Origin of the sequence: Breoghania sp., assembly GCF_963674635.1 — a bacterium.
Lineage (GTDB): Bacteria > Pseudomonadota > Alphaproteobacteria > Rhizobiales > Stappiaceae > Breoghania.
Genome location: NZ_OY771475.1, coordinates 540101 through 554460, shown reverse-complemented (window position 1 = coordinate 554460; position 14360 = coordinate 540101). Strand labels below are relative to the sequence as shown.

12 protein-coding genes are annotated in these 14360 nt (G+C 61.7%); 7 read left to right on the top strand and 5 right to left on the bottom strand.

The features are described 5' to 3' along the window. Positions 1-211 precede the first annotated feature (211 nt). The 6 genes from lepB to parC all read left to right on the top strand — a co-directional run bounded on the left by lepB (position 212) and on the right by parC (position 7023). Positions 212-967 carry a signal peptidase I gene (gene lepB / locus ABGM93_RS02520; RefSeq protein WP_319773313.1) on the top strand — a complete coding sequence of 252 codons (756 nt, stop codon included), beginning with the start codon at positions 212-214 and terminating at the stop codon, positions 965-967. 7 nt (positions 968-974) lie between these two features. Then, complete coding sequence (gene rnc, locus ABGM93_RS02515) at positions 975-1688, top strand: ribonuclease III (protein ID WP_319773312.1); 714 nt, start codon at positions 975-977, stop codon at positions 1686-1688. A gap of 47 nt (positions 1689-1735) precedes the next feature. After that, positions 1736-2653 carry a GTPase Era gene (era, locus tag ABGM93_RS02510; protein WP_319774224.1) on the top strand — a complete coding sequence of 306 codons (918 nt, stop codon included), beginning with the start codon at positions 1736-1738 and terminating at the stop codon, positions 2651-2653. 550 nt (positions 2654-3203) lie between these two features. Beyond that, positions 3204-3950, top strand: a complete 747-nt coding sequence (gene recO, locus ABGM93_RS02505; protein WP_321503176.1) for a DNA repair protein RecO — start codon at positions 3204-3206, stop codon at positions 3948-3950. A 108-nt stretch (positions 3951-4058) separates the two neighbouring features. Continuing rightward, positions 4059-4379 (top strand): hypothetical protein, encoded by a 321-nt coding sequence (locus ABGM93_RS02500; RefSeq protein WP_321503175.1) that lies wholly within the window; start codon positions 4059-4061, stop codon positions 4377-4379. A gap of 367 nt (positions 4380-4746) precedes the next feature. Beyond that, positions 4747-7023 carry a DNA topoisomerase IV subunit A gene (gene parC / locus ABGM93_RS02495; RefSeq protein ID WP_321503174.1) on the top strand — a complete coding sequence of 759 codons (2277 nt, stop codon included), beginning with the start codon at positions 4747-4749 and terminating at the stop codon, positions 7021-7023. A 233-nt stretch (positions 7024-7256) separates the two neighbouring features. On the opposite strand, the gene ABGM93_RS02490 is transcribed toward parC, so the two are convergent. The 3 genes from ABGM93_RS02490 to dapA all read right to left on the bottom strand — a co-directional run bounded on the left by ABGM93_RS02490 (position 7257) and on the right by dapA (position 9000). Further along, positions 7257-7484: a hypothetical protein gene (locus ABGM93_RS02490; protein WP_319773308.1), complete on the bottom strand. Its 228-nt coding sequence runs from the start codon at positions 7482-7484 to the stop codon at positions 7257-7259. 48 nt (positions 7485-7532) lie between these two features. Beyond that, positions 7533-8015, bottom strand: coding sequence for an SsrA-binding protein SmpB (gene smpB / locus ABGM93_RS02485; protein WP_321337585.1), 483 nt, complete (start codon positions 8013-8015; stop codon positions 7533-7535). 106 nt (positions 8016-8121) lie between these two features. Further along, positions 8122-9000: a 4-hydroxy-tetrahydrodipicolinate synthase gene (gene dapA, locus ABGM93_RS02480; protein WP_321503172.1), complete on the bottom strand. Its 879-nt coding sequence runs from the start codon at positions 8998-9000 to the stop codon at positions 8122-8124. A gap of 279 nt (positions 9001-9279) precedes the next feature. Here dapA and ABGM93_RS02475 point away from each other — a divergent pair, with 279 nt between their 5' ends. Then, complete coding sequence (locus ABGM93_RS02475) at positions 9280-11592, top strand: lytic transglycosylase domain-containing protein (RefSeq protein ID WP_321503169.1); 2313 nt, start codon at positions 9280-9282, stop codon at positions 11590-11592. 106 nt (positions 11593-11698) lie between these two features. On the opposite strand, the gene ABGM93_RS02470 is transcribed toward ABGM93_RS02475, so the two are convergent. Next, positions 11699-12049: a hypothetical protein gene (locus ABGM93_RS02470; protein ID WP_321503167.1), complete on the bottom strand. Its 351-nt coding sequence runs from the start codon at positions 12047-12049 to the stop codon at positions 11699-11701. Positions 12050-12580: 531 nt separating this feature from the next. After that, entirely contained in the window at positions 12581-13777 is a 1197-nt protein-coding gene (locus tag ABGM93_RS02465) for a porin (RefSeq protein ID WP_321503165.1), read from the bottom strand. Positions 13778-14360 lie beyond the last annotated feature (583 nt).

The window sequence follows — 14360 nt, the reverse complement described above, 5'->3', positions numbered from 1 at the left end:
CCCTCGTTCCTGCTTCGCAGGTGCGGTGATCGCAAAACGCGCTTTCCGCCCCTCCAAAGCAGGCGCGTCCGACTGAACAAGAGGCCGGACACGCCGCGCAAGCGCCACGCTCGCGTCGGCCACCACCTGAATGAGAGCCCGCTTGGGCACAGACGCTTTCCGACAGCGACGCCCGTGCGGCGCGACAGGACAGAAAGACGGGAAGGACCCGATGAGCGACGTGAACGACAAGCACGATCAGAAGGGCGGTCTCGGCGAAACCGTCAAGATCGTTGTCCAGGCCCTGCTTCTGGCGCTGGTGCTCCGCACTTTCCTGTTTCAGCCCTTCAACATTCCCTCCGGGTCGATGAAGGACACGCTGCTTGTCGGCGACTATCTCTTTGTCTCCAAGTTCAGCTACGGCTACAGCCGCTATTCCTTCCCTTGGGGGCTGGGTCCCTTCTCCGGCCGCATCTTCGCCACCGAGCCGGAACGCGGCGATGTCGCCGTCTTCAAGCTGCCGCGCGACAATTCCACCGATTACATCAAGCGCGTAATCGGCCTGCCGGGCGACGAGATCCAGATGATCGACGGCGAGCTTTACATCAACGGCACAGCCGTGAAGCGCGAGCGCCTTGATGACTACATCGAAACCGATCAGTACGGCCGCACCCAGCGCGCCAGACGCTACCGCGAGACGCTGCCCAACGGCGTCTCCTATGAAACCCTCGATCTGACCCCCAACGCGTCTTCCGACAACACGCGCGTCTTCAAGGTGCCGCAGGGCCATTATTTCATGATGGGCGACAACCGCGACAACTCCGCCGACAGCCGCGTGGCCGGGTCCGGCGTGGGCTATGTGCCTTTCGAGAACTTTGTCGGTCGGGCAGAAATCCTGTTCTTCTCCGTGGAGAACGGCGAACCGGCGTGGATGTTCTGGAAGTGGCCGTGGACCGTACGTTGGGACCGCATTTTCACGACGCTTTGAGGACAGCATGGCACGCGATAACAAGGATGGCCTGGCGAGGCTTGAAAAGCAGCTCGGACACGCGTTTTCCGACCGCGGCCTGATCCAGCGCGCCCTCACCCATGCCAGCGCCCTGCCGCCTGCACGCTCCGCGACCGAGAACTACGAAAGGCTGGAATTCCTGGGCGATCGCGTCCTCGGCCTCGCGGTTGCGGAGATGGTATTCGAGACCTTTCCGAAGGCGGAGGAAGGCGAGCTTGCCCGCCGCCTCAACCATCTGGTGAAGCGCGAGACCTGCGCTGAGGTGGCGAGCGAACTCGGCCTTGGCGACCTGATGGTGATCGGCGAGAGCGAGGCGCAATCGGGCGGACGCGCGAAAGCGGCGTTGCTTGCGGATATCTGCGAGTCCGTTCTCGGTGCGCTTTACCGCGATGCAGGCTGGGCGGTTGCCCGCGCCTTTATCGAAAGCCGGTGGCGCGAGCGCATGTTATCCTGGTCGGGCAATCAGCGAGATGCAAAGACCACCCTGCAGGAATGGGTGCAGGGCAACGGGCTGGCGACGCCCAGTTACAAGATTGCCGAACGTACGGGCCCCGATCATGCCCCCGTTTTCACCGTCGCGGTGAATGTGGATGGCATGACTGCCGGACAAGGAACGGGCCCCTCGAAACGGCTGGCAGAACAAGCCGCGGCCGAAGCCGTGCTGCGCCGCGAAGGCGTATGGTCGGAGACCGACAAGTGACAGACAAAGAGGCCGACAAGGCCGCCCCCGAAGAAAACCTTGACGACCTGGCTCCTGAAGCCGAAGCGCCGGAGGAAACCCGCGCCGGTTTCGTCGCCCTTATCGGCGCTCCCAATGCCGGCAAGTCCACCTTGTTGAACCGTCTGGTCGGCGCCAAGCTTTCCATCGTCACCCACAAGGTGCAGACGACCCGCGCCATCATGCGCGGTGTGGCGATCCATGATGCCTCACAGATCGTCTTTGTCGATACGCCGGGCATCTTCGCGCCCAAACGCCGCCTGGACCGCGCGATGGTCGACACCGCCTGGTCGGGCGCGGAAGGGGCGGATATCGTTGCCCTGCTGATCGACGCACGCAAGGGCATCGACGACGAGATCGCACCTATCCTGAAGCGACTGGCGGAACTGAAGCGCCCAAAGGTGTTGATCCTCAACAAGATCGACGTCACCAAGCGCGACGAACTTCTGGCACTCGCCAGCCGGGCGAATGCGGAGGTGCAGTTCGATCAGACCTTCATGATCTCCGCGCTCGATGGCGACGGTGCCGATGATCTGATGGAGTATTTCGCAACGACCCTGCCGAAGGGCCCGTGGCTCTACCCGGAAGACCAGATTTCCGACCTGCCATTGCGCATGATCGCGGCCGAAATTACCCGCGAGAAGCTGTTCCTGCGTCTCCACCAGGAGATCCCCTACGCCTCCACCGTGGAAACCACGCAGTGGAAGGAACTGAAGGACGGCTCCGCCCGCGTGGAACAGACCATTTATGTGGAGCGCGACAGCCAGAAGAAGATCGTTCTCGGCAAGGGCGGCGCGACGATCAAGGCGATCTCGCAGGGAGCCCGTCAGGACATCATGGCCATGACCGAACGCCCGGTTCACCTGTTCCTGTTCGTGAAGGTGCGCGAAAACTGGGGCAACGACCCGGAACGCTACCGCGAAATGGGCCTGGAATTCCCGCGTTAGGCTTTGCTCGTCACAACGTCTGGCGCAAGCTGCTGAGCTTGCAGCCCGTCTCGATGGACGGGCTGCAAGCGCAACACCCTTGGCAAGCTCCCAGTAGCCACACACACTCGATCCCCCTGCATCCGCACCGACCTCTCCCAAGGGGAGAGGGTTGGGGTGAGGGGGATTGAACTCTCGTGGATACGGATGCACCCAAACCCCTCACCCGGCGCGTCCGCGCCGAGCTCTCCCCATGGGAGAGGTTCTCTGGCCGGGCTCTTCATCGACGCGGGCCTTGTGAAATCGCCACCGCTTCAACCGGCCCGTTCAAGGCCCGCTATTTCGCGAAACGCGAGGTGTGCCCCCTCTCCCAGGGGGAGAGGGCTGGGGTGAGGGGTATCGATCCCTCAAGGATACGCACTCCCCGCTCCCCTCACCCGGCGCATCCGCGCCGACCTCTCCCCATGGGAGAGGTTCTCTGGCCGGGCTCTTCGTCGCCGCCCTTCCCTTGCACATTCCCGACACGCATTCTTTCCGCCTCCCCCGTGCCGGAATCGTCTAAATTCACCCGATGGAATGGACCGACGACGCCATTATTTTGGGCACTCGCAAGCATGGTGAAAGCTCCGTCATCGCGGAAGTGATGACCATCGCCCATGGCCGCCATCTGGGCCTTGTGCGCGGTGGACGGTCGCGCAAGATGCAGCCGACCCTCCAGCCCGGAAACTCGGTGCGCCTCACTTGGCGCGCCCGGCTCGACGGACATCTGGGCAATTTCCAGATGGAAGGGCTGGACCTGCGCGCAGCCGGGCTGATGCAATCGCCCATCGGCATCCATGGTGTCCAGACACTCGCGGCCCTTCTGCGCCTGCTGCCGGAACGCGATCCCTATCCCAACCTCCACGCCGCCATGGAAGTGGTGCTCGCACATATGGACGAGGCGGGCCTCGCCGCCGCCCTTCTGGTGCGGTTCGAGCTTGAGATGCTGAATGAATTGGGCGTCGGCCTCGACCTGTCTGCCTGCGCAGCCACCGGCGTGACGCGCGATCTCATCTGGGTCTCGCCGAAATCGGGCCGCGCTGTCAGCCGCGAGGCCGGCGCGCCCTATGCGGACAAGCTGCTCGCCCTGCCCGGTTTCCTGCGCCGCATGAAAGGCACCAACGTCGCAGCCTCAGCCACACTTGAGGAACTGACCGACGCCTTCCGCCTGACCGGATTCTTCCTCGACCGCCATATTTATGGGCCCCGTCAATTGCCGTGGCCGACATCGCGCGAGGCATTTCTCGCGGCGATGAAACGAGCCCTATCAATCTCCTAGATCGCTTCTCGCCATACATATACTTTTTTCTGAATATATGTACGATCCCAAATGCGGTAAAATGCCAATGCTGTTTAATTAAGGCACTGATTTTTGGGAGTTATTCACATGGCCATTGAAGTCTACCGAAGTGCAGATGACGCCCCCGCCCCTCCTGGGGATCTGGAGTTCTTCACATCGAGGGATGTCTTGTCGCCGTTTGGCTATAAGGCCGTGGAGATTGACGGAACCTGGTTCTGGGTGCCGGGCACCGAAGAGGAATACAGGAGTTCCGAAGCAGAGCGTCTCGGCATCAAACCCCAAGACGTTGAAATCCGCATTTCGTGCTACCAGACCGGGCCGAAATCCTGCGTCGGAACATGTATGAGCGGCTTCTGCCGCCTGATGTTCAATCCCGCCCAGAATTTCTACTACTGCGGCTGCACCTGATCTGACGCGAAATCCAGCGCGGAAGTGGCAGTCTCCCTGTCGCTTCCGCGCATTCCAACCTCACCGCGTCGACCATCCAGGACCGTGGACCGTCCTTTGGATCGCCCGGCCAGTCGACCTTCCGCGAATGTTTGGTCAAAGAGCGATCGCAAATTAACGCGGCTGTCTGCGCATCTGTTTTCCCGCAATGCGGGGTCCCGGGAAGCCTCTGCGGAGCTTCAAACACCAATTCCGTCATTTGTTGCCTGGCACCCAAAGTGCAGCAACCGGACAAAAGACGATTGCGCAGCAAGTTGGTCCCGCAATCCTCAGGCTTTGCGCGCTTTCCCGCCTTGCGCGATTCGCCACCTCGCGATACCCAGAACACATGGGAAACGAGCTGATTCCGCCTAATGGCGCCGGAGGTCCCGAGGGACCGGATGGCATTGAGCCGATCAACCTGCGCGAGGCGCTGGAAGAGCGCTACCTCGCCTATGCGTTGTCGACCATCATGCACCGAGCGCTACCCGATGTGCGCGACGGCATGAAACCGGTTCATCGCCGCCTGCTTTACGCCATGCGGCTGCTCAAGCTCGATCCCGGTCAGGGCTTCAAGAAATGCGCCCGCATCGTCGGCGACGTGATGGGTAAATATCACCCGCACGGCGACGCCGCGATCTATGACGCCCTCGTCCGCCTAGCTCAGGAATTTTCGCAGCGCTACACGCTGGCCGAGGGCCAGGGCAATTTCGGCAATATTGACGGCGATAGCGCCGCCGCCATGCGTTACACCGAAGCCCGCCTCACCGAGACCGCACGGCTGTTGCTGGAAGGCATCGATGAGGATGCCATCGATTTCCGCGACACCTATGACGGGCTCGATCAGGAACCCGTCGTGTTGCCGGGAGGTTTTCCAAACCTGCTGGCGAACGGCTCGTCGGGCATCGCCGTGGGCATGGCGACCTCCATCCCGCCGCACAACGTGGCCGAGATCTGCGATGCCGCCCTCCACCTCATCAAGCATCCCAACGCGGACGTGGAAAAGCTGGTGGAGTTCATCAAGGGACCGGACTTTCCCACCGGCGGCATTCTGGTGGAAGACCCAGCCTCCATTCTGGAAGCCTATCGCACCGGGCGCGGCGGTTTCCGCGTTCAGGCGCGCTGGGAAAAGGAAGAGACAGGCCGCGGCACATGGGTCGTGGTCATCACCGAAATCCCCTATCAGGTCCAGAAGTCGAAGCTGATCGAGAAGATCGCCGAGCTTCTGATGGCCCGTCGGCTGCCGCTTCTGGCCGACATTCGCGACGAATCCGCTGAAGACATCCGCATCGTGCTGGAGCCGCGTTCGCGCAATGTGGACGAGACCCTGCTGATGGCCTCGCTCTTCAAGCTGACGGATCTGGAAAGCCGCTTCCCGCTCAACATGAATGTGTTGTCGCGCGGACAGATCCCCAACGTCCTTAGTCTGAAGGACGTGATCACCCAGTGGCTGGACCACCGCAAGGAAGTCCTGATCCGGCGCTCCCGCTTCCGGCTCGGCAAGATCGAGCACCGCCTGGAAGTGCTCGACGGCTATCTGATCGCCTATCTGAACCTCGACGAGGTTATCCGCATCATCCGCTATGAGGATGAGCCCAAAGCGGACCTGATGAAGACGTTCAAGCTGAGCGAGGTTCAGGCCGAGGCAATCCTCAACATGCGCCTGCGCTCCCTGCGCAAGCTTGAGGAAATGGAAATCCGCACCGAGCACGACAAGCTGTCGGCGGAGCGCGACGAGTTGAACGCGCTTCTCGGCTCCGACGAGCTTCAGTGGAAAAAGATCTCCGGCGAAATCCGCGCCGTGCGCAAATCCTATGGCCCGGAAACGGAACTCGGCAAGCGTCGCACGGATCTTGGCGAGGCCAAGGAAATCGACCTTGAGGAGATCCACAACGCCATGATCGAGCGCGAGCCGATCACGGTGGTTGTGTCCCGCAAGGGCTGGATCCGGGCCATGAAGGGCCATATCTCGGATACCTCCAGCCTCTCCTTCAAGCAGGGCGATGCCCTCGCCTTTGCCTTCCCGGCAGAGACGACCGACAAGCTGCTGGTCTTCTCCACCGGCGGGCGCTTCTTCACCCTGACGCCGGACCGCCTGCCCGGCGGCCGCAGCCAGGGCGAGCCGATCCGCCTGATGGTGGATATGGATCAGGATCAGGACATCGTCGCCGTCTTCGTCCACAAGCCCGGTCGCAAGCTGCTTGTGGCCGCCACCGATGCGCGTGGTTTCGTGGTCAACGAGGACGAGGTTGTCGCCAATACCCGCAAGGGCAAGCAGGTGCTCAACGTCTCGGCAGGCGATGAGGCAAAGCTCTGCGTCCCGGCCGACGGCGACCACATCGCTGTCATCGGCATGAACCGCAAGCTGCTCATCTTCCCGCTGGAACAGGTGGGCGAGATGACCCGTGGCCGCGGTGTGCGCCTGCAACGCTACCGCGACGGCGGCATTTCCGATGCCATTGTGTTCAAGGCCGAAGACGGGCTCACCTGGTCCGACAGTTCCGGGCGCAGCTTCACGCGTACACTGGACGAGCTCTCCGACTGGTGCGGCGACCGCGCTCAGGCTGGTCGCCTCCCGCCGCCAGGCTTCCCGCGCACCAACAAGTTCAACACAAACGGACTTTGAACGAGGCCACTCGCGGGCCCGCGTTGAATCGGAATCTCAACGTCCGGAATCGTTTTCCCAAGTCCTTGAATCACCGTCTCAGATCCTTGAATCCGTTTCTGAGCCAGATGAATCTCCCCCGGAGGTTTTGCGGTCATCCATCTGTAGCCGCTACGTCTTTCCACATAGCGACAGGCAACGACCAGATCGATCCGTGAGAAACCGGCGCATCCGCCTGCAAATGGTGACCGCGCCTATCGCGCGCTCTCGGCGGGCCAGTAGCCAGTTAGAACATCACGCCGCATGACGCGGATTTCCACGTCCGGCTCCAGACAGCGCGAGCATTTCAGCCCGGCCGCGACCTGCTCCAACGATGCCGCCGGATCCAGCCTGTCGGCGTTGAGATAACGAAGCCGCGCGCAATTGGGGCAGCAGATGGCGAGCCGCGCACCTTCATCCCGGATATCGCTGACAGTAATCATCGCCTGGCTCCCCTCCCGTGAATTGACGCAAGACGTCGGGACCGGAGCCTACCCCTTATCGCGCAGGAGGCGACCCTTTTCGCGATCCCAGTCGCGCTTCTTTTCCGTCTCGCGCTTGTCGTGCAGCTTCTTGCCGCGCGCAATCGCCAGCTCCAGTTTGGCACGACCACGGTCGTTGAAATAGAGCTTCAACGGGACGAGCGTCATGCCGTCCTTCTGGATCGCGCCCAGCAGCTTGCCGATCTCGCGCCTGTGCAGCAGCAGCTTGCGCGGCCGCTTGGGCTCGTGGTTGAAGCGATTGCCCTGGAGATATTCCGGCACGAAGCTGTTGATCAGAAAGATCTCGCCGTTGTGCTCGGTGGCATAGGATTCCGCAATCGTGCTCTTGCCGGCGCGCAGCGACTTGACCTCGGTCCCGGTCAGCTCAAGCCCCGCCTCCAGCGTATCGATGATCTCATAATTGAACCGGGCCTTGCGATTGTCGGCGACGACCTTGCGGTTCGCCTGCTCGCTCGACTTCTTTGGAGCCATCTGGTTCAACCCTTCCTCAAGCACGGGGCCGGACGGCGCATCGCCTGTCCGGCCCCGGATCTGTTTGCAATTTCGACCAAGGCCGCCGCCTGGGACAGCAAGCTGCTCAGTCGATCAGGCCCGCATGGACCATCGCCTTGCGAATACGGACCTGCGTTTCCTCGGAAACCGAAATCAACGGCAGGCGCAGCTCGTCATCCACCTTGCCAAGCAGCGACAAGGCATATTTGGCGCCGCCCGGGCTCGGTTCAAGGAACATGGCGCGATGAAGCGGCATCAAACGGTCCTGAAAGGCGAGCGCCTTCGCGAAATCGCCCGCAAGGCAAGCCTCCTGGAACTGCGAACACAGCTTGGGCGCAACATTCGCCGTCACTGAGATGCAACCATGACCACCATGGGCCATGAAGGCCAGTGCGGTCGCGTCTTCACCGGAAAGCTGGTTGAACCCCGCTCCCATCGCCTCGCGCTGGTCGCTGACCCGCGTGAGATTGGCGGTCGCGTCCTTCACGCCGGTGATGTTCTTGCAGTCGACAAACAGCCGCGCCATCGTTTCCGTCTTCATGTCGATCACGGAACGCGGCGGGATGTTGTAGATGATGATCGGAATAGAGATCGCGTCGTTGATCGCCTTGTAGTGCCGATAAAGGCCTTCCTGGCTGGGCTTGTTGTAATAGGGCGTCACAACAAGCACCGCACTCGCACCGGAGGCCTCAGCAGCCTGCGCAAGCTCGATCGCCTCAACCGTGTTGTTGGACCCCGCCCCCGCAATCACGGGCACACGACCATCCGCGGCTTCCACGCAAAGCTGCACGACGCGCTTGTGCTCATCATGGGAAAGCGTGGGCGATTCTCCGGTCGTTCCCACCGGCACAAGCCCATGGGAACCCTCTTTAATCTGCCAGTCCACGAAATCCTGAAACCTTTTCTCGTCGACCGATCCGTTATGGAACGGTGTGACGAGTGCCGGAATAGATCCCTTGAACATTGTGGCTTCCTTCAGTTTTGCCGTTTTCCTGCCGCCTTCGCGCGGTTGGATAGCGCCGGACAATAATCGTCCATCGAAGCATCGGCAAGCAGGCGTATGCGCACATTCGCGCAAAATTCCGCCGCCTTGCTTCGGCCATGGAAAAGCCACGGCCGGGACGGGTTTGGTAAACGCCCCGTTAATTGCTGCCGCGTTAGCATGTTTGCTGTTCGCCCAAATCACATTTGGGTCGGATCACTTGCGATAACACAGGATTTCTGCCGGGTGCGAGAACCAGAAATGGCCAATGCTTTCCGCCATGTATTGTCTTCCAATCATTCCGGCAGCACGTTCCCGCTGCGGCGGGCGCTCCGGCGCGAGCCTTTGCTCGTGCTCATGCTGTCGGCAAGTCTCGCGGCACAATCCTTCCTGTCACCGGCCTTCGCATTCGACCCGTCAGGCACGGTGCCGCGCCCGAAGCCTCAAGGCGAAGCATTTTCTCCCGCGCCGGTCACAGCTTCTGGCGCCATCGCCAACCTGGTGGGCGGCGCAGCCCCCGTGCCGGATCGCAAACCCGACTCCACCGGCGCGATCGGCTATGCCTCCGCCACAGCATCGGCACCCGCCTATCGCGCACCGCCCCCCCGGAACTCCCCGCTCATGTCGGAAGACGAGGATGACGCCGATATGGTCGGCGTCTCTGCCCCCGACAGCACAGGCTCCGTCGCGACCCTGAAAACGGCACTGGATGCGATCGGCAAGCGTGACATCGCCTCCGCGATCGCGATCCGCAACAAGATGCCCGCTTCACTCGACCGTCGCATCATTGACTGGCGACTGATCGTGTCCGGCGATCCGGCGATTCCGTCCTCCTTCATCACCAGTTTTGCCGCCGAGGCCCCGCACTGGCCCAACGCGAAGCTGATGCGGCGCCGCGCGGAGGTTGCCTTCTCGCGCGAGAAGCCCGCGTCCTCCATCATTCTCTCCGCCTACCGCGATGCCGGCCCGATCAGCTTTACCGGCAAGATCGCCTATGCCCGCGCCCTCCTCGACAAGCGTCGCAACAACGAGGCCGCCCGTATCATCCGGGAAATCTGGCATACCGAGACGCTGGAAAAGTCCTCCCAACGGCTGATCCTGAACGAATTTGGCACGCTCCTTCGCAAGGCGGATCATGACCGCCGGATGGAGATGCTTCTTTACAAGGAGCGGGTGAACGAGGCTTCCGAACTGGCGAAACGGCTGGGCTCTGCGGAGCGTGCCTATGTGAAGGCGCGCGGTGCCGTCATCCGCCGTCAAAAGGACCAGAAGAAGCTGATGGACGCAGTGCCGCGCTCCCAGCGCGCGCGTGCCGGTTACATATTTGCCCGCATCCAGATGCTGCGTCGCGCCGACAAGGACCGCGAAGCCATCCAGCTGATGCTCAAAGCCCCCACCAAGGCGACCGACCTGGTCAACGCAGATGAATGGTGGATCGAGCGCAGACTTGAATCGCGCATGGCGCTGGAGCTGGGTGATGCCCGCGCCGCCTACATGATCGCGGCCAATCACGGCGCGGTCTCGCCCGCCAAATATGCCGAAGCGGAATTCCATGCGGGCTGGTATGCCCTGCGCTTCATGAACGATGCCCGGCGCGCAGAGCCCCATTTCCAGAACATCGCACGGATCGGCACCACCCCGATCACCATTTCGCGGGCACAGTACTGGATCGGCAGGGCACAGGAGGCCCAGGGAAAGCAGCAGGCGGCCCGCGCCTCCTTCCAGCAGGCGGCTGTTTTCGGCTCCACCTATTATGGCCAGCTTGCCCGCACCCGCCTTGGCATGGCGCAGGCCGCTGTGCCCGCCTCTCCGCGCCCGACACAGGCCGACCGTTCGGCCTTCGAGCGCAACGAACTGGTCCACGCCATCCGCCGTATTCACAAGGCTGACCGGATGGGAGATGCCACGCTCCTGTTCCGCACACTCGCCCTGACCCTTCCCACGGCGGGCCAGGCGGCCCTGCTCACGGATCTCGCCGAAAAGACCGGCACACACCAGCTCGCCCTGATGGTTGGCAAGCTGGCTGCCGGACGCAACAACGAGTCCGCCCCGCTCGCCTTCCCCACATCCGCGATCCCGTCAAAAGCGCGCATCTCCGCGGTCGAAAAGCCGATGGTCTATGCGATTGCACGTCAGGAAAGTGCCTTCAACCCCCAGGCTAAAAGCCATGCAGGTGCACTTGGCCTGCTCCAGCTCATGCCCGGCACCGCCAAGGCGACGGCCCGAAAGGCAGGCCTGCGATACTCCAAGAGTGCCCTCACTGCCGACCCCGCCTATAACGCAAGGCTGGGCGCGGAACACCTGGCGGAGCTGATGGAAGAGTTCAACGGCTCCTACATCATGACGTTTGCCGCCTACAATGCCGGGCGCAGCCGGGTCTATGAATGGATTGAGCGCTTCGGAGACCCTCGGTCACCGAAAGTCGACGCGATCGATTGGGTTGAACGCATCCCCTTCACCGAGACGCGCAACTACGTTCAGCGCATCACCGAAAACTTGCAGGTCTACCGCGCCCGCATCGACGGTAAGGGCCTGAATATCGCTGCCGACCTCAAACGCGGCGCCCCGCGCTGAGACCTGCGGAGCAGTCACTGCGGCCCCAGTAGTGGCCCGGCGAACGAAAAGGCCCGATGGACTTTGTCCATCGGGCCTTTGTCATTCCTGCGCGAAATGTGCCGGATCAGAACGTGCGCGGAACGCGGAAGACACCGACGAGATCGTCGTCATCCGAGATGCCGCCCAAATTGGCCGCAGTGTTGCCGTCGATCGACTGATATTCGCGTTCGACACCCATCAGGGAACCGGAAACCGGCGACCAGACCTGGTTGCCCTGTACGCTCCACTGGGTCACCTCAGCATCGGGCAAGACAGACAGATCATTGCTGTAGCTCGCGTAATTTGCCGTCACCGCAGAGGACAATGTCGGCGTCCAATGATGGGTGATGCCACCGCCTATGCCCCAGGCTCGCGTCGTCTCCAGAATGCTGATGCTAAGCGCGATCGCATCCGGCGCGAAGGAAGATTCGTGCACGTAGCGAACCGCGCCATCGGCATAAGCACGCGCTCGGGTCGTTGTGGCGTTGCCGTTCCGGGTGCTTCAGTTCGTGTTTCCATCGTCGGAAATGTCACGGAAGCGGAGCTCGACACGCATGCCGCCACCAACGCGCAGGCAGATCTCGGTGCCCGGGATTTAGAAGAAGCCTGGACTGCAGGCGTCGCAGACGCGGACCTAGTCGACCGGCTCCGGCGTGACGGGAAGATCCGCAACTTGCGCAACAGCTGGAAGAAGAGCCGCAGTGGCGGAAAGAGCGGCAAGCGTGGTGGACTTGTCAGGAAGCACTATCTTCATATTTTCGAATGCGAACAATATCTTCCGGAAGCGTCCTCAGAATGTGAAACACCGCAATGTTCACGCGTGGGCCCTGCGCACTTGAAATCCGCCTGTTGAAATTGCTCGGCACACCGGTCGAGAGCTCCCCGTCTCCATCACACTGCCTGCGAAATAGAAAAGGCCCGGCGGATTTCTCCGCCGGGCCTCTCAATCTGTTCCGTAAGGATCAGATTAGAACATGCGCTGAACGCGGAACATGCCGACCAGATCGTCGTCGTCCTGCAGGTTCGCAGACGGACGGTCGTAGGTCTCGTTGAGGTACTCGAGTTCGACACCCATCAGGAAGCCGGAAACCGGCTGCCAGGCGAGGTTACCCTGAACAGACCACTGATCAACGTCGTAGGTCCGGCCGTAAGCTTCAAGCGAAGCGTAGCTCGCGGAGAAGCCGGAGCTCAGCTGGCTGGTCCAGTAGTGCTTGAAGCCACCACCGATGCCCCATGCGGTCGTGGTATCGACCGTGTTGCCGCCCTTGACGACGCCATCGAGGTCCAGGTTCGACGACACGTACTGTGCCGCACCCTGAGCATAGGCAGCCTGGAAGGACACGCTGTCCTTGGGGGCGATCATCGGCAGGTTGAAGGTCACGCCAGCACCCAGGGCCCAGCCCACGGCCGAATCCTGAACGGTGTTGCCGCCATTGACCTGGTGAACCGCACCCATGACCTGGGCAGCGCCCCAACCCTGATCGATGCGCACGTTGGCGACCAGATCGGGAAGCTTGTGACCGCCGAAGGCGTCAACCACGTTGCCATCGGCATCGAAGCCATTGGCAAGCTGGCCGCGGGAGAAGGTGGCGTCTTCGATGGAGAGCGACGCGGACACACCGTTGCCGAAGCCGTAGGTGTAAGCAAAGACCGTCGACTCGTGATCGGAGAAGCCCTGGTCCTGCATGGAGCCCCAGGCGTCGCCGGTGTAGAAGTCGAAGAAGCCGTTTCCGACGCGACCGAAGGTGAAGCCGCCGAACTGGATGAAGCCGTTCTTCAGCGTCACGGTCGGGGTCGTGGAGCCGCCGGAATCACCGGTGAACCACAGGTCCACATAGGTGCGCAGCAGGCCGTATTCGGTTGCCGTACGGCTGTCGAAACGGGTGTAGGCACGAGCGCGGGTCGTCGTGGCGTTGCCGTCACGGGTGCCCCAGTTCGAGTTGCCGTCGTCAGCGAAGTCGCGGAAACGGAACTCAACGCGCATGCCACCGCTGACACGCAGGCAGGTCTCGGTGCCGGGGAGGTAGAAGAACCCCGAACCGTAAGCGTCACAGACGCGGACATAGTTGACCGGCTCAGGGGCGACCGGCAGGTCGGCCGCCTGGGCGCCAGCTGCAGTGAACATGCCAGCCGCTGCGGCCGCAAGAACAAGCTTTGTTGTCATTTCTTAACTTCCATTAGATGTGAGGATGAGAAGCCCAGGGAGAGGGACACCGTTGCCTCATGGGCTGCAAGATATTGAATAGGCCGATGCAAACAATCCCAATATGCCCAAAGCACCGTTTTCAAAGACACATCACAGAAGCCCGTTGCAACAAAGCCACAACTTACGCGACGTAAATTTAATATAACACCACACCCGAATTACTTGCCCATACGTAATACTGGAAGGTCGTCAGACAACTTCAGCAACATTCCTTCATCGTGATGATAGCCAAACGGGATCTGAAATGAATCGGTCGCCCATTTCTGAGCCTTTAGAACCAAGCCCCAGGATACGCAGCGTCCGCGAAAGACCTGCAAGGGATAGAAGGCAGCCCCCCCCCCCCACCTTCGGCCTCCGGGTTTCATCAATCAGATGCACCTTTAGAAAAACGGCGCACACGGATATCCGGGCGCACCTTAAGGCTCCCCACACAATCGCGGGGCGGCGCGAGCATGACGCGCCCCAAACAGACAGAAGCCAGCCACACGATTGACTGACAGTATGCCCCCACGCAAACGACAGACTGACCAGTCAGGCGGCC

What these genes read in the sequence shown, in the direction of transcription:
- ABGM93_RS02490 (WP_319773308.1), bottom strand. Translation starts at nt 7,484, where the DNA reads ATGATTACTGTCAGCGATATCCGGGATGAAGGTGCGCGGCTCGCCATC.
- ABGM93_RS02500 (WP_321503175.1), top strand. Translation starts at nt 4,059, where the DNA reads ATGGCCATTGAAGTCTACCGAAGTGCAGATGACGCCCCCGCCCCTCCT.
- ABGM93_RS02465 (WP_321503165.1), bottom strand. Translation starts at nt 13,777, where the DNA reads ATGACAACAAAGCTTGTTCTTGCGGCCGCAGCGGCTGGCATGTTCACT.
- rnc (WP_319773312.1), top strand. Translation starts at nt 975, where the DNA reads ATGGCACGCGATAACAAGGATGGCCTGGCGAGGCTTGAAAAGCAGCTC.
- smpB (WP_321337585.1), bottom strand. Translation starts at nt 8,015, where the DNA reads ATGGCTCCAAAGAAGTCGAGCGAGCAGGCGAACCGCAAGGTCGTCGCC.
- parC (WP_321503174.1), top strand. Translation starts at nt 4,747, where the DNA reads ATGGGAAACGAGCTGATTCCGCCTAATGGCGCCGGAGGTCCCGAGGGA.
- dapA (WP_321503172.1), bottom strand. Translation starts at nt 9,000, where the DNA reads ATGTTCAAGGGATCTATTCCGGCACTCGTCACACCGTTCCATAACGGA.
- ABGM93_RS02475 (WP_321503169.1), top strand. Translation starts at nt 9,280, where the DNA reads ATGGCCAATGCTTTCCGCCATGTATTGTCTTCCAATCATTCCGGCAGC.
- lepB (WP_319773313.1), top strand. Translation starts at nt 212, where the DNA reads ATGAGCGACGTGAACGACAAGCACGATCAGAAGGGCGGTCTCGGCGAA.
- recO (WP_321503176.1), top strand. Translation starts at nt 3,204, where the DNA reads ATGGAATGGACCGACGACGCCATTATTTTGGGCACTCGCAAGCATGGT.